The 19,725-nt window shown below is 54.4% G+C and carries 18 protein-coding genes; 6 read left to right on the forward strand and 12 right to left on the reverse strand.

The window, feature by feature from the left end; translation table 11 throughout:
* The first annotated feature begins 86 nt into the window (after positions 1-86).
* Positions 87-569, forward strand: a complete 483-nt coding sequence (locus TRESADRAFT_RS11730) for a flavodoxin (RefSeq protein ID WP_002705932.1) — start codon at positions 87-89, stop codon at positions 567-569.
* Between the two features lie 169 nt (positions 570-738).
* Here the strand turns inward: TRESADRAFT_RS11730 and TRESADRAFT_RS11735 are convergent, their stop codons facing one another.
* The 10 genes from TRESADRAFT_RS11735 to nrdD form a co-directional block, all read right to left on the reverse strand.
* The gene (locus TRESADRAFT_RS11735; RefSeq protein ID WP_002705934.1) at positions 739-2,826 is read right to left on the reverse strand and encodes a methyl-accepting chemotaxis protein; all 2,088 of its coding nucleotides are present in this window, start codon (positions 2,824-2,826) and stop codon (positions 739-741) included.
* Positions 2,827-2,986: 160 nt separating this feature from the next.
* Positions 2,987-3,628 (reverse strand): S24 family peptidase, encoded by a 642-nt coding sequence (locus tag TRESADRAFT_RS15345; protein ID WP_002705936.1) that lies wholly within the window; start codon positions 3,626-3,628, stop codon positions 2,987-2,989.
* Positions 3,629-3,681: 53 nt separating this feature from the next.
* Positions 3,682-4,296 carry a histidine phosphatase family protein gene (locus TRESADRAFT_RS11745; RefSeq protein ID WP_002705939.1) on the reverse strand — a complete coding sequence of 205 codons (615 nt, stop codon included), beginning with the start codon at positions 4,294-4,296 and terminating at the stop codon, positions 3,682-3,684.
* A 103-nt stretch (positions 4,297-4,399) separates the two neighbouring features.
* Positions 4,400-4,546: a hypothetical protein gene (locus TRESADRAFT_RS16320; protein ID WP_159100066.1), complete on the reverse strand. Its 147-nt coding sequence runs from the start codon at positions 4,544-4,546 to the stop codon at positions 4,400-4,402.
* A 182-nt stretch (positions 4,547-4,728) separates the two neighbouring features.
* Entirely contained in the window at positions 4,729-5,100 is a 372-nt protein-coding gene (locus tag TRESADRAFT_RS11750; protein ID WP_141607371.1) for a hypothetical protein, read from the reverse strand.
* A gap of 572 nt (positions 5,101-5,672) precedes the next feature.
* On the reverse strand, positions 5,673-7,043 hold the full coding sequence (gdhA, locus tag TRESADRAFT_RS11755) for an NADP-specific glutamate dehydrogenase (protein ID WP_141607373.1): 1,371 nt from the start codon (positions 7,041-7,043) through the stop codon (positions 5,673-5,675).
* A 301-nt stretch (positions 7,044-7,344) separates the two neighbouring features.
* The gene (locus tag TRESADRAFT_RS15730) at positions 7,345-7,569 is read right to left on the reverse strand and encodes a hypothetical protein (RefSeq protein WP_002705942.1); all 225 of its coding nucleotides are present in this window, start codon (positions 7,567-7,569) and stop codon (positions 7,345-7,347) included.
* A gap of 180 nt (positions 7,570-7,749) precedes the next feature.
* Entirely contained in the window at positions 7,750-7,974 is a 225-nt protein-coding gene (locus tag TRESADRAFT_RS11765) for a hypothetical protein (protein WP_002705943.1), read from the reverse strand.
* A 2-nt stretch (positions 7,975-7,976) separates the two neighbouring features.
* On the reverse strand, positions 7,977-8,225 hold the full coding sequence (locus tag TRESADRAFT_RS16090) for a hypothetical protein (protein WP_141607375.1): 249 nt from the start codon (positions 8,223-8,225) through the stop codon (positions 7,977-7,979).
* A gap of 361 nt (positions 8,226-8,586) precedes the next feature.
* Positions 8,587-10,788, reverse strand: coding sequence for an anaerobic ribonucleoside-triphosphate reductase (nrdD, locus tag TRESADRAFT_RS11770; protein ID WP_040843052.1), 2,202 nt, complete (start codon positions 10,786-10,788; stop codon positions 8,587-8,589).
* Positions 10,789-11,159: 371 nt separating this feature from the next.
* Here nrdD and nrdG point away from each other — a divergent pair, with 371 nt between their 5' ends.
* Positions 11,160-11,690 carry an anaerobic ribonucleoside-triphosphate reductase activating protein gene (gene nrdG / locus TRESADRAFT_RS11775; protein WP_002705949.1) on the forward strand — a complete coding sequence of 177 codons (531 nt, stop codon included), beginning with the start codon at positions 11,160-11,162 and terminating at the stop codon, positions 11,688-11,690.
* 189 nt (positions 11,691-11,879) lie between these two features.
* Here nrdG and TRESADRAFT_RS11780 read toward each other — a convergent pair whose 3' ends face one another.
* Complete coding sequence (locus TRESADRAFT_RS11780; protein WP_002705951.1) at positions 11,880-13,985, reverse strand: cation:proton antiporter domain-containing protein; 2,106 nt, start codon at positions 13,983-13,985, stop codon at positions 11,880-11,882.
* A gap of 777 nt (positions 13,986-14,762) precedes the next feature.
* Between TRESADRAFT_RS11780 and TRESADRAFT_RS11785 the strand changes: the two genes are divergently transcribed.
* Genes TRESADRAFT_RS11785 through TRESADRAFT_RS11800 form a run of 4 tightly spaced genes read left to right on the forward strand, consistent with a single transcriptional unit; the run spans position 14,763 to position 18,973 of the window.
* Positions 14,763-16,310: a S41 family peptidase gene (locus TRESADRAFT_RS11785; protein WP_245534355.1), complete on the forward strand. Its 1,548-nt coding sequence runs from the start codon at positions 14,763-14,765 to the stop codon at positions 16,308-16,310.
* Positions 16,307-17,083 carry an RsmE family RNA methyltransferase gene (locus tag TRESADRAFT_RS11790; RefSeq protein ID WP_002705956.1) on the forward strand — a complete coding sequence of 259 codons (777 nt, stop codon included), beginning with the start codon at positions 16,307-16,309 and terminating at the stop codon, positions 17,081-17,083. Before TRESADRAFT_RS11785 ends, TRESADRAFT_RS11790 begins: the two co-directional genes overlap by 4 nt.
* Positions 17,084-17,085: 2 nt before the next feature.
* Entirely contained in the window at positions 17,086-17,949 is an 864-nt protein-coding gene (locus tag TRESADRAFT_RS11795; protein ID WP_002705957.1) for a WecB/TagA/CpsF family glycosyltransferase, read from the forward strand.
* 13 nt (positions 17,950-17,962) lie between these two features.
* Positions 17,963-18,973 (forward strand): sigma 54-interacting transcriptional regulator, encoded by a 1,011-nt coding sequence (locus tag TRESADRAFT_RS11800; protein ID WP_002705958.1) that lies wholly within the window; start codon positions 17,963-17,965, stop codon positions 18,971-18,973.
* On the opposite strand, the gene TRESADRAFT_RS11805 is transcribed toward TRESADRAFT_RS11800, so the two are convergent.
* Entirely contained in the window at positions 18,967-19,704 is a 738-nt protein-coding gene (locus tag TRESADRAFT_RS11805) for an RNA methyltransferase (RefSeq protein ID WP_002705959.1), read from the reverse strand. The two genes, TRESADRAFT_RS11800 and TRESADRAFT_RS11805, sit on opposite strands and share 7 nt — an antisense overlap.
* Between the last annotated feature and the right edge of the window lie 21 nt (positions 19,705-19,725).

Here is a 19,725-nt window from a genome sequence, read left to right on the forward strand (position 1 = left end):
TAAGGAAACTGCACTTGAAAAAAATCGATTTGCAATATATTGTACGCAACATAAATGGATAAAATCCGAAAAAAAAGGAGAAACGAATGGCTGACACACTCGTCGTTTACTACTCGCTCGAAGGCAATGTCGATTTTCTGGCAAGGGAAATTGCCGACGAAATGAAAGCGGATTTGCTCAGGCTAGAGACGGAGAAGGAATACCCGAAAAAGGGACTTGTCAAATTCTTCCACGGCGGGAAGGACGCGATATCGAACGCGCGCCCGAAGCTCAAGACCGCCATCCCCGACCTTTCCGGCTACTCCACAATCGTAATCGGGACGCCGGTCTGGGCAGGAAAACCCGCCGCGCCGATAAACACGTTCCTCGCTGGGAAAAATTTTTCGGAAAAGAAAGTCGCCGTTTTCGCATCGAGCGCGGGCGGCGCTGCCGAAAAGACGTTCTCGGCAATAGCGGACGCGTCGTCGGCGAGCCTGTTCGCCACGCAGTCGTTCAAAAACCCGCTGACGAACGAGACATCCTCCAAGGAAATCGCCCGCATGTTCGCGCGGAAAGTGCGCGGGCTTTGAAAAAGCAATGGTAGGAACCGTCGCCGCGCGCAGAATGCTGAAAAACGGAAGGCGCGGGCAAGGAAGCCTCTAAATGGAATTCCCATTCCATCCCTGCTTGCGTCCCCGTTCCCCCCACCCAAAAAGCACGACGGCGCGGGACAGTTCCTTTTTTCCGGCTTTTTGGCAATCAGCCCTGAAATTTCGCAATCTGCCGGCCGATTTCGGCAATCGAATCCTCGACGACGGACGATATTTCCGAAAGCGTTTTTCCCGTCGCCGATATAGTCGACGCGCTCCCGTTCAGCTCCTCCATTCCCTGGCTCATGACGAGCGTCTCATTCTGAAGGTTCCCGACCTCGGAGCTGATGACACGGCTGCTTTCGTTCATGCTCCGGGACGCATTCTGCACGCTGACGGTGCTCTCGTTCATCTCGTGGAGCGCGCCCGTAATCTGCGCAGAGCCGGATTCCTGCTCCTCCATCGCCGCCTTTATCTGGTGGACGAGGCTTCCTGTCGAGTGGATTTCGCTCGCGAGATGGGTATACCCCTGGACACCACGCTGCGTCGCCTCGACGACGGTACCGATTGTCGCCTGAATGCTTCCGAGCTGCTCGCCGATTGTCCTCGACTGCGTGGAAGATGTTTCGGAAAGCTTCCTGATTTCATCGGCGACAACGGCGAATCCCTTTCCGGCCTCCCCCGCATGGGCAGCTTCGATTGCCGCGTTCATCGCCAGAAGGTTCGTCTGCTCGGCAATCGAGGCAATCACCGTGTTCGCCTCGCTGAGGAGCTGCGACTGGCTCTCGATTTCGCCAATCTGCCGCTGAAGCTCCTCCTGCGTCTTTGCCCCGCTTTCCGCGTCGGACTCGAGAACGGCGAACGACGATGCCATCCTGTCGACGTTCCTGTTGACCTCGCCGATATTCCCTATCATCTCCTCGACCGCGCTCGACGCCCCCTGAACGAACTGCGCCTGCTCACCGACGAGCCGCTCAAGCGACGAGATTTCCGAGATTATCTTCGACACGCTTCCCGCAGTCTGCTCGACGCTGCTGTTCTGCGTGCGGAGAATTTCCCCCATGTGGCTGGTGCTTTCCGTGATGCGGGAAATCGCCTTCTCCGTATCGCACGTCCCGTTCTTGAGGGATTCGCCCGCCTGTCCGAGCGAGGATTGGGACTGCTTCATGCTTCCGATTATGTCCTGAAGCCGCTCGGAGAACATGTTGAACCCGCGCGAAAGGACGGACGCCTCGACGGTGACGAAATCGGGATATTTCCGAGAGAAATCGCCGTGCGCAATCAAATCGCAGCCGGAAGCGATGTACTTGAAACATTTCGAGACCCTGTTCGAAAAAACGACGTCAACCAGAATCATGACGAACATTATCGCGGCGAGCGCCACTAGAAGCATCAGCACGTACGCGACCGTCTCCTCGGAAAAATCGGAGACGTCGCCATCCACGACGATGAACCAGTCCGTGCCGCTTATTTTATGGACGCCGTAGAACGAGCCTCTCTCGATAAACGCCTTCGCATTCCCGTCGAGATACGAATTTTTCGCGTACGACCGGAACGAGACGGAATCGAGGTAGTTCTCCGACATTATCGCGCCCGCGTCCGGGTTCGTGAGGAAACGGCCGTCATTCAGCACGAGATATATTTTGCTGCTTTTGGAAATTGTTATGTTCCGAACGGCCTCGGAAAGCGCGTCGAGCACGACGTCGAACCCCGAGACGCCAACCGTCTTTCCGCCGCCGTCAACGACCTTGCAGCTTATCGTGACGATTGTCTTTCCCGTGTTCGCGTCCTTGAACGGCTCCGTATAGCAGACGCCAGAAGTTCCGGAAAGCGCGTTCTTGTGCCATTGGCGCGACTTCATGTCGAAATCATCTGGCGGAGTCCATCCCGAATTCGAAATCAGGAACCCGCCGTCCCAAATCTGCTCCGCCGTCGAATAATAAAGAAGATAATCGCCGGAAAGGTTCCGGCCCATGCTTTTCACGATGCGCTCCATCGAATCCTTGTCATCGCATATCGGAGAAAGCGCGTTCGACAAGTTCACGACGATATCGTTGTAATCCCCGAGGATTCCCGAAATCTCATTGTTGAGCTTGTCCATCGTAAGATTGATTAAATTCAAGGTCGCCTTGTCGATGTTCTTGAACATGACAAACAGGCAGGAAATACAAAGAAAAACGGCCACAATCAGCATCGAGCCGACATTCCCTATAAGTACCTCCATCATAAGCGATATGTGCTTTTTCTTTTTTTCCATCACTACCATCCTTACTCACATATTTTTAAAATAAAATCAATACAAGTTTAAGTCACTTTCGCATTTAAATCTAACATTTTTTTTATAAGGTTCGTCAGGAATGCGCGGGCAAAAAAAAAGCCATGAACGGAAAAAATAGCGTTCACGGCGCAAAACCCTATTAGTGGACGACGTGCCGGACTTTCCCGACGACGCGGAAATCCTCGCTCGTCCCCCGCTCGAACATCGGCTCGTAGGCGGGGTTGTCGGAGATAATCGAAATGCCGCCGCCGCTTCTCTTCAGGCGCTTGACGAATCCCATTCCCTTGTAATGAATCAGGTAGATTCCCTCGTCGCCGTCATAACCGAGATTGTCGCATATTATCGTGTCGCCGCTGAAAAGCGTCGGCTCCATCGAATCCCCGCGCACGAATGTCGCCGCGAGATGCCCGTCGAACCTCCTGAGATTATCGGGCGCCGCGATGTATCCCGCGATCTCCTCCTCGTCCGCGAGGAACTGCCCGTGCCCCGCGGAAAAAAGCTGCTCGTAGACGGGAACTTTGAAGCCGCCGTCGTAAAATTCCTTCGGCTTCGACCTCGGCATACCCGTGCAGCTTCCGGGTGCGCGGCAGAGCGACTCAAGCGGGAGAGCGAGCGCCTCGGAAATGCGCACCGCCTCGTCAAGCCGCGGCTGAATGCCTTTTTTCATCCGGTTTTTCATAGTGCGGAGAGAAAGCCCCGCCTCCTTGCAAAGCCACGACGCGCACCGGTCCTTTTCCGACAAGGCGATGGCGACGCCGTTCCAAAAATAAGAAGCATCCATGGAAGTGACTATATTTCGAAAAGCACCAGTTGTCAAACGTACGGAACATGCGGCTACTCAAAAAGGCGGCTCGTCCACTCAAGGCGGAACACCCCGCGCTCGAGCGTTACCAGGTTCATCGCGCAGTTCTGGAAGCTGACCTTCCAGTAGTCGCGGAGGCTCCGCTTGTCGATATGCAGGAGGAGGGACTGGAGCGCGCCACCGTGCGTGACGACCAGAACGTTCCCGGCTTTTCCCTCAAGCGCGCGGATTTCGTTCTCCCAGAAATCGGCGGTGCGGGAAAGAGACGACGAGAACGGCTCGGCACCGTCGCGCGGCTCGTATTTTTCCGGCGCGTCGAAAAAATCATTGAACCATGAAAGCTCCTTCCTGCGTTTTCTGTCCTCGGGCGTCGTTCCCTCCGCGCTCCCGAACGACAATTCTATTATGCGCTCGTCCGTCCTTATCGCGCCGCGCGGAAAGCCGCTCATAATCTCCGCCGTCGCCAGCGCGCGCTTGAGCGGGCTTGAATACACAATGTCGAACGATATCCCCGCTCTCCGCAGCCCCTCGCCCGTCTTCCGCGCCTGCTCGATTCCCGTTGCGTTCAATGCGATGTCTGTGCGCCCCTGAAGCTTCCAGACGGTGTTCCAGTCGGTCTGCCCGTGGCGCGTGATGTAAATGTTCATGGCGACATTGTACCGAAATCCGCCGCGATGTTCTTCCAAAAAGATGCGCGGAAAAGAAAGCGCCCGCCGTGCGGGGAAGCAGCATCTTTTCCGCGCAAAGCCGTCATCTATGTATTGTGCGCCTTCTATCAATCATCGAAACGCACTGCTCGCCCAGATTGTCGATTGCGACCCCGACGGCAGAAAAGATGAACGAAAAAACGACCGAGCATCCGGCGACCATAACAAGATTCGAAAAAATCTCAAGCATATCATTCCCCTATTTGAAAAAGATGATGCAGCAGCCTGTCACGACGACAAAAATGACTGCAATCGTCACAAAACTAACCATATAGGCTCCATAAACGAGAAAATCATCAGTGCCGCGCGATTGCGGCATTTTTTCCGGCTCCGTCAAGAAGGACAAAGCCGTTCAGTTTGGGAAAGGACTTTTCAGAAAACGGTCTGGAGGAAAATCAAGACGAGAATCGGTTTCGGAAGGAGAAGGACACTCGAAGAGAACAGCACGCGCGCATCGCGAGAAAGAGGCACCGAACGGAACGGAACGGAATCGCTCCGCCAGAAATCCCACGCGGAGTTTTTTCCTTCCGGAAAGGATTTCCGGTGGGAGACCCCCGAGCGAAGATGGGGCGAACCAGGCTCACTCACCTGCATGGGAAGCATTTCGTGCGCTGACGAACGTTCCTCGACGATTTTCAGCCCGCCGCCCGCCGGAGAGAACACTGCCGTACGCACAGTCATCCCGTAATGCGGGAAGAGCAGGACGAGAACGGAAAGCAGAACGGGCAAAAATCGTTTTTTCATCTGCAACACCGGTTCCGCGGCAATACATGTCCGATAACTTCGTTGCCGCTTCAGATAACGCGATTATATATGAAGCCCGCCCAGCCCCACAACGAAACAGCCGCTTTGTAAAGAAAATTTTACATACGGAAAAAGACGTCCCCGTTTCTGAAATCACTGAACACGGCTGCCGCACGCAGAACGGCACGCCTCTCAATCCCCCGTGAAAATTCTATGATGATGCCGGTTTCGAGACGAAAAAACGTTCCTCAGATTTTTTAATTTTGCAAAATAAAGGACTAACGTAGCAGAATGACAGGAATCCTTCGGAAAACAGTTCCGAAGGATTTTTTTTGCCGCACCGAACCATATTTTCCGAAACGCAGATGCAAAGCGACAAAACGCGCACAGCAAAACCGGAAGGGCAAAAAAAAAGCCCGCAAGATTCGCAAAAATCAAGCGGGTTGTCATGGCGGCTTCGACTGCGCTCAGCCACCAGAAAGATTCATATCAGACCAATCCCTGAGCCAGGAACTTCGCTTGTGCGAAGTTCTGCGAGAATCCGCTTCGCGAATTCTCGTGGTCACATTGGCTTAGACCAATCCCTGAGCCATCATAGCGCGGGCGACTTTGAGGAAGCCGTAGATGTTCGCGCCGGAAACATAGTCCACCGTCTTCGAGGGAGCGTATTTCTTCGCAGTCTCGAACGCGTTGTCGTGGATGTTCGTCATAATCTGCTTGAGCTTCGCGTCAACTTCCTCGCGCGTCCATGAGAGGCGCTCTGAGTTCTGAGACATCTCGAGGCCGGAAACCGCGACACCGCCGGCGTTTGACGCCTTTCCAGGAGCGAAGAGAACGCCGTTCTGCTGGAGGAACGCGATTGCGTCGGCACGGGTCGGCATGTTCGCGCCCTCCGCGACGAGCTTCACGCCGTTCGCGACGAGCTTCTGCGCGTCTTCCATGTAGATTTCGTCCTGAGTCGCGCACGGGAACGCGCAGTCGACCTTCACGCCCCACGGCTTCTCGCCCTTGAAGAACTTCGCCTTGGGGAACTTCTTGACGTAAGCGTCAATCTTTTCCTTGCGTCCGCGGAATTCCATGACGTAGGCGAGCTTCTCCGCGTCGATTCCGTCCTCGTCGAGGATGTATCCTGTTGAGTCAGACAATGTGACGACTTTTCCGCCGAGCTGCGTGATTTTCTCGCAGGCGTACTGCGCGACGTTTCCGTCACCGGAGATTGAGCAGACCTTGCCCTTGAAATCGGTTCCGGCAGCCTTGAGCATGCACTCCGCGAAGTAGATGAGTCCGTATCCGGTCGCCTCCGGGCGAATCAAAGAACCGCCGAAGTCGAGACCCTTTCCAGTCAAAACGCCCGTGAACTGGTTCGTAATCCTCTTGTACTGGCCGAACATGTAGGCGACTTCCTTTCCGCCGACGCCCTTGTCGCCAGCGGGAACGTCCGTGTCGGCTCCGATGTGCCTGTAAAGCTCGGTGATGAAACTCTGGCAGAAGCGCATGATTTCGGCGTCAGATTTTCCGTGTCCGTCGAAATCAGAACCGCCCTTTCCGCCGCCCATCGGGAGCGTTGTGAGGGAGTTCTTGAGAACCTGCTCGAAACCGAGGAACTTGAGGACGTCGAGACCGACCTCGGGAGAGAAGCGGAGACCGCCTTTGTACGGTCCGATTGCGCTGTTGAACTGAACGCGGAATCCGCGGTTCACGTGGGGCTTTCCGGCGTCATCTGTCCAAGGAACGCGGAACATAATGATTCTTTCCGGCTCGACGAAGCGCTCAAGAACAGCGGTCGCCTCAAGCTCGGGCATCGTGTCCACGACAGGCGAAAGAGTCTCAAGAACGAGACCTGCGGCCTGGAGGAAGTGCTCCTGGTCGGCATAACGAGTCTTCAACTCATCCCACACGCGCTTGCAGTACGCGTTCTTCACATTGAATTCTTTGATAGCCATACAGCGTAACCCCTTTTGCCCCTCGCCCATCGGACGCAGGAAGCAGAATTTCATATTTTTTGCCGGCAGGTATCCCATGCAGGCAAAAAAAAAGACAAAAATGCCTTAGGCAAAAACTCCGTGGACATACCACTGCGAAGCGTTTGCCTCTGACACCTTTGTCATGCGAAGAGTTTTACAAGTTTTTCAAAAAATAGTCAACAGAATCGGACAAAAAATCGAAAAACATGCAGAAAAACGGCACAAAAAAACGGAAAGCATCCAACCTTTTTATTTTCAGTTTTCCGCTTTCCGCTTTTTACTATTCAACTTTTACAAAGAGCTTTGGAGAATAGACGTACGAGTCCCCGCTCTCATCGATTACTCCTAAATAGCCTTTTTGTGGTGGCTCGATAATTTCTCCGATACATTGATAGATTCCGCCGGGGGTAAGACTTAATGTCATTTCACCTATGTATCGCACTTTGTAGTTTACCTTTTTAGTTATCATTGGATCTGGTTTTGTTGGTCTTGTTCTTACATTCATGTTTAGTCTTCCTCCCATTTTTCTTTTATTTCAAATTTTCCGAAGTTTTTCACATAGTACCAATGCAATTCGACAAAACGTGTTTCCGTCTGATATTTTTACGCGTAAATTATCTCCGCCGTCAAAAAAACGGAAAGCATCCAACCTTTTTATTTTCAGTTTTCCGCTTTCCGCTTTTTACTATTCAACTTTTACAAAGAGCTTTGGAGAATAGACGTACGAGTCCCCGCTCTCATCGATTACTCCTAAATAGCCTTTTAGTGCCGGCTCCGTAATCTCGGCGACACATTGATAGATTCCGCCGGGGGTAAGACTTAATGTCATTTCACCTATGTATCGCACTTTGTAGTTTACCTTTTTAGTTATCATTGGATCTGGTTTTGTTGGTCTTGTTCTTACATTCATGTTTAGTTTTCCTCCCATTTTTCTTTTATTTCAAATCTTCCGAAGTTTTTCACATCGTACCAATGCAATTCGACAAAACGCGTTTCCGTTCCGTCTGTTATAAATCCGAGCCCTTTTGATTTCGTCCAGTCATCGACTTTTGTTTTTTTGCCGTACATTTTCTCAAATTTTTCTCGCAGAAAATTTACAACTCTGATGGAGCTCCCTTTTGCAAAATGCTGTATATCTGTGACTTCACCGTCCTTTTGCAAAAACCAGCCTTCATCATAACTTCCATCAACAAGAACCGGAGTGTCCGCCTTTGCGATGAAGTACGTGCCCTTACTGTACTCAAAATTTTCGTTTTCACTGCCTTCAAGTTTTATCCAGCCGCCTGAACCTTGGCGAATTTTAATATATTCACCGTCTTTTCTGTGGCTTACATATCCGATTGGGTATGCATCAAGAACTTCCTAAAGTCCTTTTTCGCCATTTTTCATGTAGACGAACATTTCGTTCAGTGTAAAATTATTCAAACTGATATTTTTACGCATAAATTATCTCCGCCGTCAAAAAAAACGGAAAGCATCCAACTTTTTTATTTTCAGTTTTCCGCTTTCCGTTTTCCTTTTCCTACAGGTGCAGGACTCTTTCCTTGATTTCCTGCGTCCTTCCCTGGTTCCAGTACTGCGTTCCGATATAGCCGCACGTCCTCCGAGCGACGTTCATCGTGGACTGGTCGGTGTTGCCGCAGTTCGGGCATTTCCACACGAGCTTGTTCTGGCCGTCGGTCACAATCCTGATTTCTCCGGTGTAGCCGCATTTCTGGCAGCAGTCGCTCTTCGTGTTTAGCTCGGCGTACATGATGTTCTCGTAGATGTGCTTGAGAAGCGCCATGACTGCCGGGATGTTGTTCTCCATGTTCGGCACCTCGACGTAGCTGACCGCGCCGCCGGGGGAAAGTTCCTGGAACTGGCTTTCGAACGTGAGCTTCGTGAACGCGTCCATCGGCTCAGTCACGTGAACGTGGTAGCTGTTCGTGATGTAGTTCTTGTCGGTGACGCCCTCAATTTCGCCGAACCGCTTCTTGAGGCATTTTGCGAATTTGTACGTCGTGGACTCGAGCGGGGTTCCGTAAAGAGAGAAATCGATGTTGCTCTCCGCCTTCCATTCCGCGCATTTTTCGTTCATCCGCCTCATCACGTCAAGCGCGAACGGCGTGGCGCTCGGGTCGGTGTGACTCTTTCCCGTCATGTAGCGGACGCACTCGCAAAGTCCCGCGTACCCGAGGGAAATCGTCGAATACCCGTTGAACAGAAGCTTGTCGATTGTCTCGCCCTTCTTGAGGCGGGCAAGCGCGCCGTTCTGCCAGAGGATGGGAGCGACATCGCTCGGCGTTCCGAGAAGCCGTTTGTGGCGAATCATGAGCGCCTTGTGGCAAAGCTCGAGCCGCTCGTCGAATATCTTCCAGAAAGCGTCCATATCGCGCCCCGAAGAGCATGCGACATCGACGAGGTTTATCGTGACGACACCCTGATTGAAGCGGCCGTAGTATTTCTTCTTCCCTTCCTCGTAGTTTCCGGCGTTCGCGATGTTGCCGAGCCCCGCGCCCGTAAACCTGTCCGGCGTGAGGAACGAGCGGCAGCCCATGCACGTGTAGACGTCGCCCTTGAGCTCCTTCATCTTCTTCTCGCTGATGTAGTCGGGAACGAGCCGCCGCGCGGTGCATTTCGCCGCAAGCTCCGTGAGATAATAGTATTTTCCGTCAGGCTCGATGTTGTCGTCCTCAAGAACGTAGATGAGTTTGGGGAACGCCGGAGCGACCCAGAATCCCGCCTCGTTCTTCACGCCCTGGAAGCGCTGCTTCAGGACTTCCTCAACCACCATCGCGAGGTCGGCCTTCTCCTGCTCGTTCCGCGCCTCGTTGAGATACATGAACACGGTCACGAACGGCGCCTGCCCGTTCGTCGTCATGAGCGTCACGACCTGATACTGAATCGTCTGTACGCCCCGCTTTATCTCGTCGCGGAGGCGCATTTCCACAATCGCCTTCTTCTGCTCGTCAGTGTAATCGACGCCCGTCTGCGACTCGACTTCCTCGATTTCCTTGAAGAATTTCTGGCGGCTCACCTCCACGAACGGAGCGAGATGCGTGAGGGAGACGCTCTGCCCGCCGTACTGGCTCGACGCGACCTGCGCTATTATCTGTGTGGCGATGTTGCACGCCGTCGAGAAACTATGCGGCTTGTCGATTTTCGTCCCGGAAATGACCGTTCCGTTCTGCAGCATGTCCTCAAGGTTCACGAGGTCGCAGTTGTGCATGTGCTGCGCGAAGTAGTCCGCGTCGTGAAAGTGGATGATTCCGTCGTTGTGAGCCTTCACAATCTCGTCGTCGAGGAGGAAGCGCTTCGTGATGTCCTTCGACACCTCGCCCGCCATGTAATCGCGCTGGACGGAAACGACGGTGGGGTTCTTGTTCGAATTCTCCTGCTTGACTTCCTCGTTCTGGCACTCAAGGAGCGACATTATCTGCTTGTCGGTCGAATTCGATTTCCGCATGAGCGCATGCTGGTAGCGGTACGTTATGTATTTCTTCGCGATGGTGAACGCGCTCGCCTTCATGATTTCGTCCTCGACCAAATCCTGAATCGCCTCCACGTTCATCTCCGTGTTGACGGTCGCGCAATGCTCCTCGATACGCTTCGCGATTTGTTCTATCGTCGATTTGCTCAGCTGCTCAGCGAGAGGAACCTCTTTGTTAGCCTTGGATATTGCCGTTATGATTTTTTTTGAGTCGAAGAGAACCTCTTCACCGTTTCTTTTGATGATTTTCATACGCCTTTCAATCCCCGTTTTTTCTGCAAAAAAATGTCCGGAACCACTTGACACAGCCGCGTCGTGTTTTTGTGTATTTTCGGCCATTTTTAGTAAAAAGTACGCTATATCTAGCGTTTTTTTCATTATTGGATAAATATAGTTTGGAAGTCGGGCGGTGTCAATTATCGAATCTGTGGATAACCTGTGGAAAACCCTGTGGAAAACTGGTGTACAGGCAATGCTGGCGCGCCTTCGCGGTTCCGAAAACTTTTTTTTGTATTTTACTGACATGATTTCCGCCGTTTCCAAATCAGAAAAATCATCATCCGCCTTTTCCCCGGAAGCAGGACCCCCATGCGGAAAAAAGTCAAACGCACTATAATCGGCTCATGAACTATGCGGAAATAAAGAATCTTGATGTCGCGGACGGGCTCGGAATCCGCGTCTCGCTTTTCGTCTCCGGCTGCAGGAACCATTGCAAAGGCTGCTTCAACTACATGACGTGGGATTTTTCATACGGACAGCCGTTCACCGCGGAGACGGAAGAAAAAATCCTCTCGCTCCTCGCACCCCCGCACATAACGGGGCTTTCCGTTTTGGGCGGAGAGCCGTTCGAGGAGGAAAACCAGCAGGCGCTCGCCCCGTTCCTTGAGAAAGCAAAACAAACGTTCCCCCGCAAGGACATTTGGGCGTGGAGCGGCTATCTCCTCGACAAAGATTTGCAGGCGGCGGACGGAAAAAAACGGACGGAGCATACTCAGAGAATCCTCGACTGCCTCGACTACGTCGTCGACGGCAAATTCATCGAGGAAAAGAAAAACCTCGCCCTCGAATTCCGCGGCTCCGAGAACCAGCGCATCTGGAAAAAAACAGCCGGCATCTGGCATCTCGCCAGCGGCCCCGGAAAACAATTCAAATAACTCCACCCCAGCTAATTTCCACGCAAAAACAAAAACGGGACGCAAAACGTCCCGTCATAAAAAAAATCAGCAATTAACGCGCATGAACAAAACAAGACGCCCTCATCCGCCACGGTAGGCACGAACGTGCCGGTGAACGTCCCGTCCCATAAACCAACGGCTAACGCGCAAAAACAAAACGGGACGCCTTTACCTGCACGCGCCTTTCAGCTGCTCCATGACCTGCGCGGGTGTCTCTGCGGCGAGAATTCCGGAGCGGACATCGTCCTTGGAAAGGGCTCCGGTGAGCGCCGCCATGACGCGCATCTGCGGGCCGGACTTTGACGCGGGAGAGGCAATCATGACGAAAATGCGGGAAGGCAGGCCGTCGAGCGAGCCGAAGTCGATTCCGTCCTTCTTGATTCCTATCGCGACGCAGATTTCCGAAACGCCGTCCGTGCGCGCATGGGGAATCGCGATTCCCTTTCCGATTCCGGTGCTCATCGCCTCGTCGCGGGCTTTCATGTCGGCGACGAGAAGCTTCCCGTCCGTGACGCAGCCGGAATTCGACAGCATCGCCGAAAGCTCCTCGATTATCTCCTGTTTTGTGTTCCCCTTGAGGCTGCACGAAATGCACTTCTCGTCGAGAATCTTGTACGCGAGCTTCTCGACCCTGTTCTCGGGGCTGGCGAACCCGTACTGGAGCTTGTCCGTATTGCGGAGTGAGCCGAGCGTCGCGAGCGATTTGTTCAGGCGGAGCATGACCTCGTAGATTTCGCCCTTCACGAATCCCATGTCTGCCTGAGCCGCCTCGATTGTGAGGACGCTCCCGTCCTGCTGAATCGAAATAGAGATGTTCTCCTTACGCGCGTGCGTCAGCCCCTCGTCCATGTTCATCGTCTGCACGTAAAAGCTTTCCGCGCGGAGGTCGCGTATAAACGAGTCGAGGACAAGGCGCGCAATCTCGAAATCCTTGAAATCCCAGATGAACTGCTGGCTTTCGGAAAGCGAGACCTCCTTTTTCGTTCCCCTTCCCTTTATGCTAAGCGAGATGTTGAGGATGGGAGGCGCGATGAGCGTCGTGACAAGCGTCATGAGGATTACGACGTTGAAAAGCTCCGGCCCGATTATCGGAAGCCCGTCCGGACCTTTCGCCGCAAGCCCGATTCCCGCGATGATGAGCGCGACCTCTCCGCGGGGAATCATTCCCGCGCCGATGCGGAACCCGCCCTTAATGTTGAACCCGAGCGCGAGCGCAGGACCGCCGCAGCCGATAAGCTTCGACACGACGGCGACGACGGTGTAGATTCCGCCGCAGACGAGGACATCCCGCGTGAAAAGGTGCGACACGTCGACGCTCATGCCGGTGACGGCGAAGAAAAGCGGCACGAAGAATTTGTAAAGCCCGTGGATTCTCTCCTCGATGACGGGCGCGATGTCCGTTCCAGAAAGCGCAAGCCCCGTCGTGTACGCGCCGATTATCATCGCGATGCTCTGTTTCTCGAAGAAGCCGGCGAGGAGGAACGCGACGCCGAGCGCCGCAATCGAAAAGTCATACGTGCCTCCGAAAAGACGCACGAATTTCGCGATTTTCTTGGAGATGGCGATGAAAACGACGGTCGCGACAAGCCAAACGCCGAACGCCTTGAGCGCGATAAGCCCGATTTTCCCGCCGGAAAGCGTTCCGCCGGTTCCGAGCGCCGCGACGATTCCCATGACAATCGCGAGGAGGACAATTCCGAGAACATCGTCGAAGACCGCCGACGCGAGAATCGTCACGCCCTCGGGGGAATCCATCTTCTTCTTGTCCGAAAGTATGCGCGCCGTGATTCCGACGCTCGTCGCGGTGGACATAATTCCGAAGAAAAGGCACTTTATGTCCATGAATCCCGAGCAATCCGCGCCGAGCATCGGAAGAATCCACAGCGCGCAGATGTCGCCGAAAATGAACGACACGACGACCCCGCCAAGCCCGATTATTCCACCGGAAACGGAATACTTGAGGAAAAGGGACAAATCCGTCTCAAGCCCGGAAGAGAAAAGAAGGATTATGGACGCAATCTGCCCGAACGCATACAGCTCCGGGCTTACGGCGCCCGCGATTGAATTCTCGACGCCGAAAAGCCCGTGCGGAAACCCAGGAAACGGAATTCCGCCAAGCGCGAACGGCCCTATTACGATTCCCGCAATCAGCTCCCCCAAAACCGACGGGATTCCGACTTTCGCCGCCAGTTTTCCGAACACGCGGACGGCAAAAATGATGACTGCCATCTGGAACACGAGGTTCGTGATAACCTCCGTGATATTCTCTTCCATAAAAAACCCCTTAAACTTTTAAACTCGCCGAAAACTATACAGGCTTTTAGAAATAAAGTGAACGACGCACGCGGAGTTTTATGAGCGTTCAGCTTTGTTGAATGGAGCGTGCGTTCGCAGCCTTCCGCTTTGCGGAAGGTGCGCCTGAACGGGCGACGCGGAATTTTTGAGCGTTCAGTTTTGTTGAATGGAGCGCGCGGTCGCAGCCTTCCCTTTGCGGGAGGTGCGCCATGGTGGGAGGGCGCGTGTTTTTTCGTGCTTTTGTCGTGTTTGGCGGAGCGGGCGTTCGCAGCCTTCCGCTTTGCGGAAGGTGCGCCTGAACAGGCGACGCGGAGTTTTATGAGCGTTTGGCGTTGCCAAGTGGAGCGTGCGTGCGCAGCCTCTCGCTTTTGCGAGAGGTGCGCCATGGTGGAAGGGCGCGTGTTTTTCGTGCTTTTGTCGTGTTTGGCGGAGCGGGCGTTCGCAGCCTTCCCTTTGCGGAAGGTGCGCCTGAACGGGCGACGCGGAGTTTTATGAGCGTTCAGCTTTGTTGAATGGAGCGTGCGTTCGCAGCCTTCCCTTTGCGGGAGGTGCGCCATGGTGGGAGGGCGCGTGTTTTTTCGTGCTTTTGTCGTGTTTGGCGGGAGCGGGCTAAAAAACCGCCCTCCGGGCACGGAAGGTGCGCCAACGCGCACCGGCGCACGCTTGCTCCGATGAAGCCGAACTCAGAACGCCAAAAGCCCCGCAAGCGCAGGCGCAAGTTGAAAAAAACGGCGGAGAAACGTAGAATGAACGCCTATGAAAAAAGCTATTCAACTGCGGAAGGGTTTGTGCACGCTGCTCGGATTCTTCTGTCTTTCCACGTTCACATCGTTTCCGTCGCAGTGCTTCGCGCAGTCGGGCGACGAGCAGGAGCAGAAGAAGGGAGTCGCATCAAAAAAGCAGATAAGCGAATATATCAACAATATCTATTACGCGATGGAGGTCCTCAATCAGTGCTACGTCGATGACCTCGACATGGAGCAGATTTACAAGGGCGCGATGAAGGGGCTCCTCGACGCGGCGGGGGACGTCTACACGGCGTACCTCGACACGACGGCAATGCGCGGGCTGAACGACACGACGGAAGGAACGTTCGGCGGCGTCGGGCTTTCGATTTCGAAGGCGTTCGAATCGACGGACGAGAAGCCGGCATACGTCGAAGTTGTCGCGCCGATTGAAGACACGCCGGGCTTCAAGGCGGGAATCCAGCCGGGCGACCTGATTGTCACCGTCGACGGAACGGACACGTCCACGATAACTATGGACGATGTCCTCGACAAACTCCGCGGGACAATCGGCGAGAACGTAACGGTCGGAATACGACGCGGCGGCGCCGATTTCGATATCGTGCTGACGAGGGCGGAGATTGAGGTTCCGACCGTCAAATTCGGGACGATTCCGCTCGACTCGAAAACGGAAATCGGGTATATGCGCCTCATCGAATTCACCCCGCTCACCGCAACGAAAGTCCAGGAGGCGCTCGATTCCTTCGATTACGGAAAGACGAAGGGAATCATAATCGACTTGCGGAACAATCCCGGCGGGCTCATATCGAGCGTGCACGCCGTCGCGGACAAATTCATAGATGAAGGCCCGATTGTCTCGACGAAGGGGCGCGTCAAAAGCGAGAACAACGTCTACTCCGCATCAAAAGCGAAGACGACTTTCAAGGCAGGCATCCCGATTGTCGTCCTCATAAACAAAGGCTCGGCTTCGGCTTCGGAAATTCTCTCGGGCGCGCTCAAGGACAACCACCTCGCGTATCTCGTCGGGCAGCGGACGTACGGCAAGGGGCTCGTGCAGCAGGTCTGGCAGCTTTCGAAGACGGAGGGATTCAAGTACACGGTCGCGCGCTACTACACGCCGAGCGACGTCTGCATCGACAAAATCGGCATTCCGCCGGACAGGGAAATTCTTTTCCCCGAACTTTCCGAGGAAGGCGCGAAGCAGTACGCGGAGCTTTACAAATCCGGCGAGATTTCGAAATATGTGGAATCGAAGAGGAAATCGTTCGAGAAAAACGAAGAGAAGCAAATAAAATCGTTCTCGAAATCGCTCAAGAAGTCTTATCCGGAAATCGACGAGCCGACATTGCGGAAAATGATCCGAAACGAGGTGCGGAAATCGAAAGGCTCGATGCTCTACGACCTCGACTACGACATCCAGCTCATCGAGGCGATAAAAATACTCGACAAGGAAGATTTCAGCTCGCTCGTCAAGAACGCAAAGACGCTCAAGGAGCTTCAGGATTCCGCGCTGCTTGAGGAGAAAAAAGAGCCGGAAGGAAAAAAAGACAAGAAATGAGGCAGTTCGTTTCAGCAGAGGAGCCGGAAAACGGGATGATTCGCGTCCGCGGGAAGGATTTCCGCTACCTGCGCTCGGTACTGCGCCTGAAAGCCGGAGACATGCTCTCCGTGAGGACGCCGTCCGGGGCCCTTCTTGCGACGACCGTCGCGGGAATCGACGACGACGCGCGGAAAATCACGCTCTCCGTATGCTCGACAATCGGGGATGGGGCGGACTGCGCGAACGGGGAGAACATCCCGGCGGAGCGGCTCAAGGAAATCACGCTTTTCATGTTCGTCCCGAAGCCGTCGAAATTCGAGCAAATCGTCAGGCAGGCGTGCGAATGCGGCGTTGCGAGAATCGTTCCCGTCGCCTCGGAATTCTCGCAGAAAGGCGCCGAGCGGATGGACTTCAAGGGCGAGCGTTTCTCGCGGATTCTCAAGGAGGCGAGGCAACAGAGCGGTTCAGCCGTTGAGACCGTCGTCGAGAAATGCGTCTCGTTCGACGGCGCCATATCGATGTGGAGGGAAATGCGCGGTGATGGTTCCGTCGCGTTCGTCATGTACGAGAGAAGCGAATTCACCGTCCCGATGGCTGATGCCGTCGCGGGAAAGGATGTCGGGAAAGCTGCCCTTTTCGTCGGCGCGGAAGGCGGAATAAGCCCGCGCGAGATTGATGCGCTCCGAAACGAAGGCGTCATTCCCGTGCATTTCAGGACGAACATATTGAGATGCGAGACGGCCGCCATTTACGGAATCGCCGTGATGCAAAATTTGATAGAAGGAATGTAGATATGGCTTTAAAAAGGATAGAACTGCTCGGGGTTCCGGTCGATGTCTGTCGTCTGAACGAGCTTGACGGCGAAATCATCAGGATTCTCGAAAAGCCGGGAACGAAGCAAATCGTTTTCCTGTCGGTCTGGGATTTGCTCAGGGCGCGCAACAAGAAGAAGGATTTCTGCGAATGCCTGAAGAACGCCGACCTCATCCTCCCGATATCGAAAAGCATCATAAGCGGCGCGAAATTCCTGCGCTACGAAGACATTCCGGTGCGCTACAACCCGTTCGACGCGACGATTCTCTTCCTCTCGGCAGTAGACCAGCACTACAAATCGATTTTCCTCCTCGGCGGACGCAAGAAGACGCTCCAGCAGGCGGAGCGGAACGTGCACGAGACGTTCCCGAACATACGGATTGTCGGGCGTTACGTCGGCTATTTCCCGAAGGACTGCGAGGCCGACGTCATAACGGCAATCCACAAGGCGTCGCCGTCGCTCGCGATTATAAGCGAGGGAATAAAGGAGAAGAACCTTTGGGCGTTCCACAGGCGCGACAAATTCGCCTCGAGCATATTCCTCTATTACAACGACTGCCTCGGCATTTTCTCCAAGCGAATCAGGCGCGTGAGCGAGAAGACGTTCGAGCGCGGGCACGAAATCTGGAGCGAAATCGCCCACAACCCGTTCAAGATTTTCCTCATCTTCCCGTTCTCTCTCTACGTCCTGCTTCTTCTTTGGAGCAGGTTCTTCAAGAAGCCGAAGAAGGCGGTCGGCGACATCATCACGGAGCAGAAAGAGCCGGAACAAAAGGCGGAAGAAACGCCGTCCCCGCTCGCCGCACAAAAAACAGACGACGCCGAGGACCTCGAGCTGGAATAACGGCAATAGAGCGATGTCGGGGATTCTGTACCTTTTTTCAAGGGATTCAGAGGAAATCGTTGCGTTCCACAACTTGTTCTCCTCCGATTATTCGATTTTTGTATGCAGCGACCTGCACCAGCTTGAGGGGATAAACGACGGGACTTTTTTCGTCGGAAAGTCGCTTGCGTTCGGCAAGGACAGGGACGAATTCCTCAAAGCGGGAAAGCCGTTTCTCTTCGGGGGATTCGGCGCGCCATCGTCGCGGACATGCATCATCGGCGAGAACGTCCCGAAAAAATGCCTCGATGGACGGCTCGGAATCGTCGGCACCTCGAAAATAATGGAAACGATACGGCGGAAAGTCGAGCTCGCCGCCACGACGAATCTTCCCGTCCTCATCCTCGGCGAGAGCGGAAGCGGAAAATCGTTCATTGCGGAACGGATACACGAAATATCGCCCAGGTGCGGGATGCCGTTTTTCGGCGTGAACATGGCGTCCGTCATCGATTCCGCCTGCGAGAGCGAGCTTTTCGGCGTCGAGGCGGGAACGTTCACGGAAGTCCGCGAGCGCGAGGGTATATTCAGCGCGGCATCGGGCGGAACGCTTTTCCTCGACGAAATCGGGGACGTGAGCCTCAGAATGCAGGGAACGCTTCTTGACGTAATCGAGCGCGGGGAATTCCGCCGGGTCGGCTCGACGGAAAGCACGAAATCGGATGCGCGGCTCATTTTCGCAACGAACGCCGACCTCAAATCGAAAATCGCGGCGAAGGAATTCAGGCTTGACCTTTTCTACCGGATAGCGAACATCGTCATCGAAGTTCCCCCGCTCAGGGAACGGCGCGAGGATATACAGATGCTCGCGGAAGTCTATCTGCGCTCGGTGGGAAGCGGCGTCTCGCTGTCCCCTTCTGCTTGCGACGTCCTGCGAGAGTCGGACTGGCCCGGAAACATACGGCAGATGCAGAACACGCTCAACCGCGCAATCCTCAACTGCGGAGGAACCGGCGAGATTCTTCCGCAGCACATCGAGATTTACTGATTTTCCGCGGGAACGGCTCCGTTTTTCGACGCAAGCCCCGCAATCTTGTCGAACGTCCGCTCGATGAACGCGGTCTCGCCCTCGCTCAGCGCCGCCCTCGAAAGGATGTCGCGCCAGAATTTCTCCATGTCGCCCCGTCCGGCAAGTTTGAAGAACCCCACGCGCGCGAGGTCGTCGGCAATTTTTCCGACGGCAGACGAAAGCCTTCCGAGCGTCACGGGAACGCTTCCGCTTGAATGCTGGGACGACTCGCGGAAAATCTGGTACGAGACAATCTGCACCGCATGGGAAAGGTTGAGCGACGGGAATCCCTCGTCAGACGGAATCGTAACGCCCATCGTGCATTCGTCAATCTCCTCCTCGGTAAGCCCCGTCCGCTCGTTCCCGAACACGACGGCGACAGTTCCCCCGTCGGAAACGCCGGACGCGAAGCGGGCGAATTCTTCAGGAAGAAGGAGCTTTCCACGTTTTTTTCCGCGCCTTCTCGTCGTTCCGGCGGCGACAACGCAATCCGCCGTCGCTTCCGTTATCGAATCGAAAAATTCCGCGCGCTCCCACAGCTGTCCGGCGTGTATCGCAAGAATGCGGACGCGCTCGTCGTCAAACGATTCCCTTTTCCCCACTATGCGGAGGCGGGAAAGGCCGCAGTTCGCCATAGCCCTGCACACGGCGCCGACATTCCTTGACTCGTCCGGGCGCGCAAGGACGATTACGATGTTGTTCAAATCCATGCTTTCCAATTTAATGAAAAG

The sequence above is a fragment of the Treponema saccharophilum DSM 2985 genome (assembly GCF_000255555.1).
Lineage (GTDB): Bacteria > Spirochaetota > Spirochaetia > Treponematales > Treponemataceae > Treponema_D > Treponema_D saccharophilum.

Coding starts and splice junctions, on each gene's coding strand:
- TRESADRAFT_RS11730 (WP_002705932.1), top strand. CDS start 87: ATGGCTGACACACTCGTCGTTTACTACTCGCTCGAAGGCAATGTCGAT.
- TRESADRAFT_RS11735 (WP_002705934.1), bottom strand. CDS start 2,826: ATGGAAAAAAAGAAAAAGCACATATCGCTTATGATGGAGGTACTTATA.
- TRESADRAFT_RS15345 (WP_002705936.1), bottom strand. CDS start 3,628: ATGGATGCTTCTTATTTTTGGAACGGCGTCGCCATCGCCTTGTCGGAA.
- TRESADRAFT_RS11745 (WP_002705939.1), bottom strand. CDS start 4,296: ATGAACATTTACATCACGCGCCACGGGCAGACCGACTGGAACACCGTC.
- TRESADRAFT_RS16320 (WP_159100066.1), bottom strand. CDS start 4,546: ATGCTTGAGATTTTTTCGAATCTTGTTATGGTCGCCGGATGCTCGGTC.
- TRESADRAFT_RS11750 (WP_141607371.1), bottom strand. CDS start 5,100: ATGAAAAAACGATTTTTGCCCGTTCTGCTTTCCGTTCTCGTCCTGCTC.
- gdhA (WP_141607373.1), bottom strand. CDS start 7,043: ATGGCTATCAAAGAATTCAATGTGAAGAACGCGTACTGCAAGCGCGTG.
- TRESADRAFT_RS15730 (WP_002705942.1), bottom strand. CDS start 7,569: ATGAATGTAAGAACAAGACCAACAAAACCAGATCCAATGATAACTAAA.
- TRESADRAFT_RS11765 (WP_002705943.1), bottom strand. CDS start 7,974: ATGAATGTAAGAACAAGACCAACAAAACCAGATCCAATGATAACTAAA.
- nrdD (WP_040843052.1), bottom strand. CDS start 10,788: ATGAAAATCATCAAAAGAAACGGTGAAGAGGTTCTCTTCGACTCAAAA.
- nrdG (WP_002705949.1), top strand. CDS start 11,160: ATGAACTATGCGGAAATAAAGAATCTTGATGTCGCGGACGGGCTCGGA.
- TRESADRAFT_RS11780 (WP_002705951.1), bottom strand. CDS start 13,985: ATGGAAGAGAATATCACGGAGGTTATCACGAACCTCGTGTTCCAGATG.
- TRESADRAFT_RS11785 (WP_245534355.1), top strand. CDS start 14,763: ATGAAAAAAGCTATTCAACTGCGGAAGGGTTTGTGCACGCTGCTCGGA.
- TRESADRAFT_RS11790 (WP_002705956.1), top strand. CDS start 16,307: ATGAGGCAGTTCGTTTCAGCAGAGGAGCCGGAAAACGGGATGATTCGC.
- TRESADRAFT_RS11795 (WP_002705957.1), top strand. CDS start 17,086: ATGGCTTTAAAAAGGATAGAACTGCTCGGGGTTCCGGTCGATGTCTGT.
- TRESADRAFT_RS11800 (WP_002705958.1), top strand. CDS start 17,963: ATGTCGGGGATTCTGTACCTTTTTTCAAGGGATTCAGAGGAAATCGTT.
- TRESADRAFT_RS11805 (WP_002705959.1), bottom strand. CDS start 19,704: ATGGATTTGAACAACATCGTAATCGTCCTTGCGCGCCCGGACGAGTCA.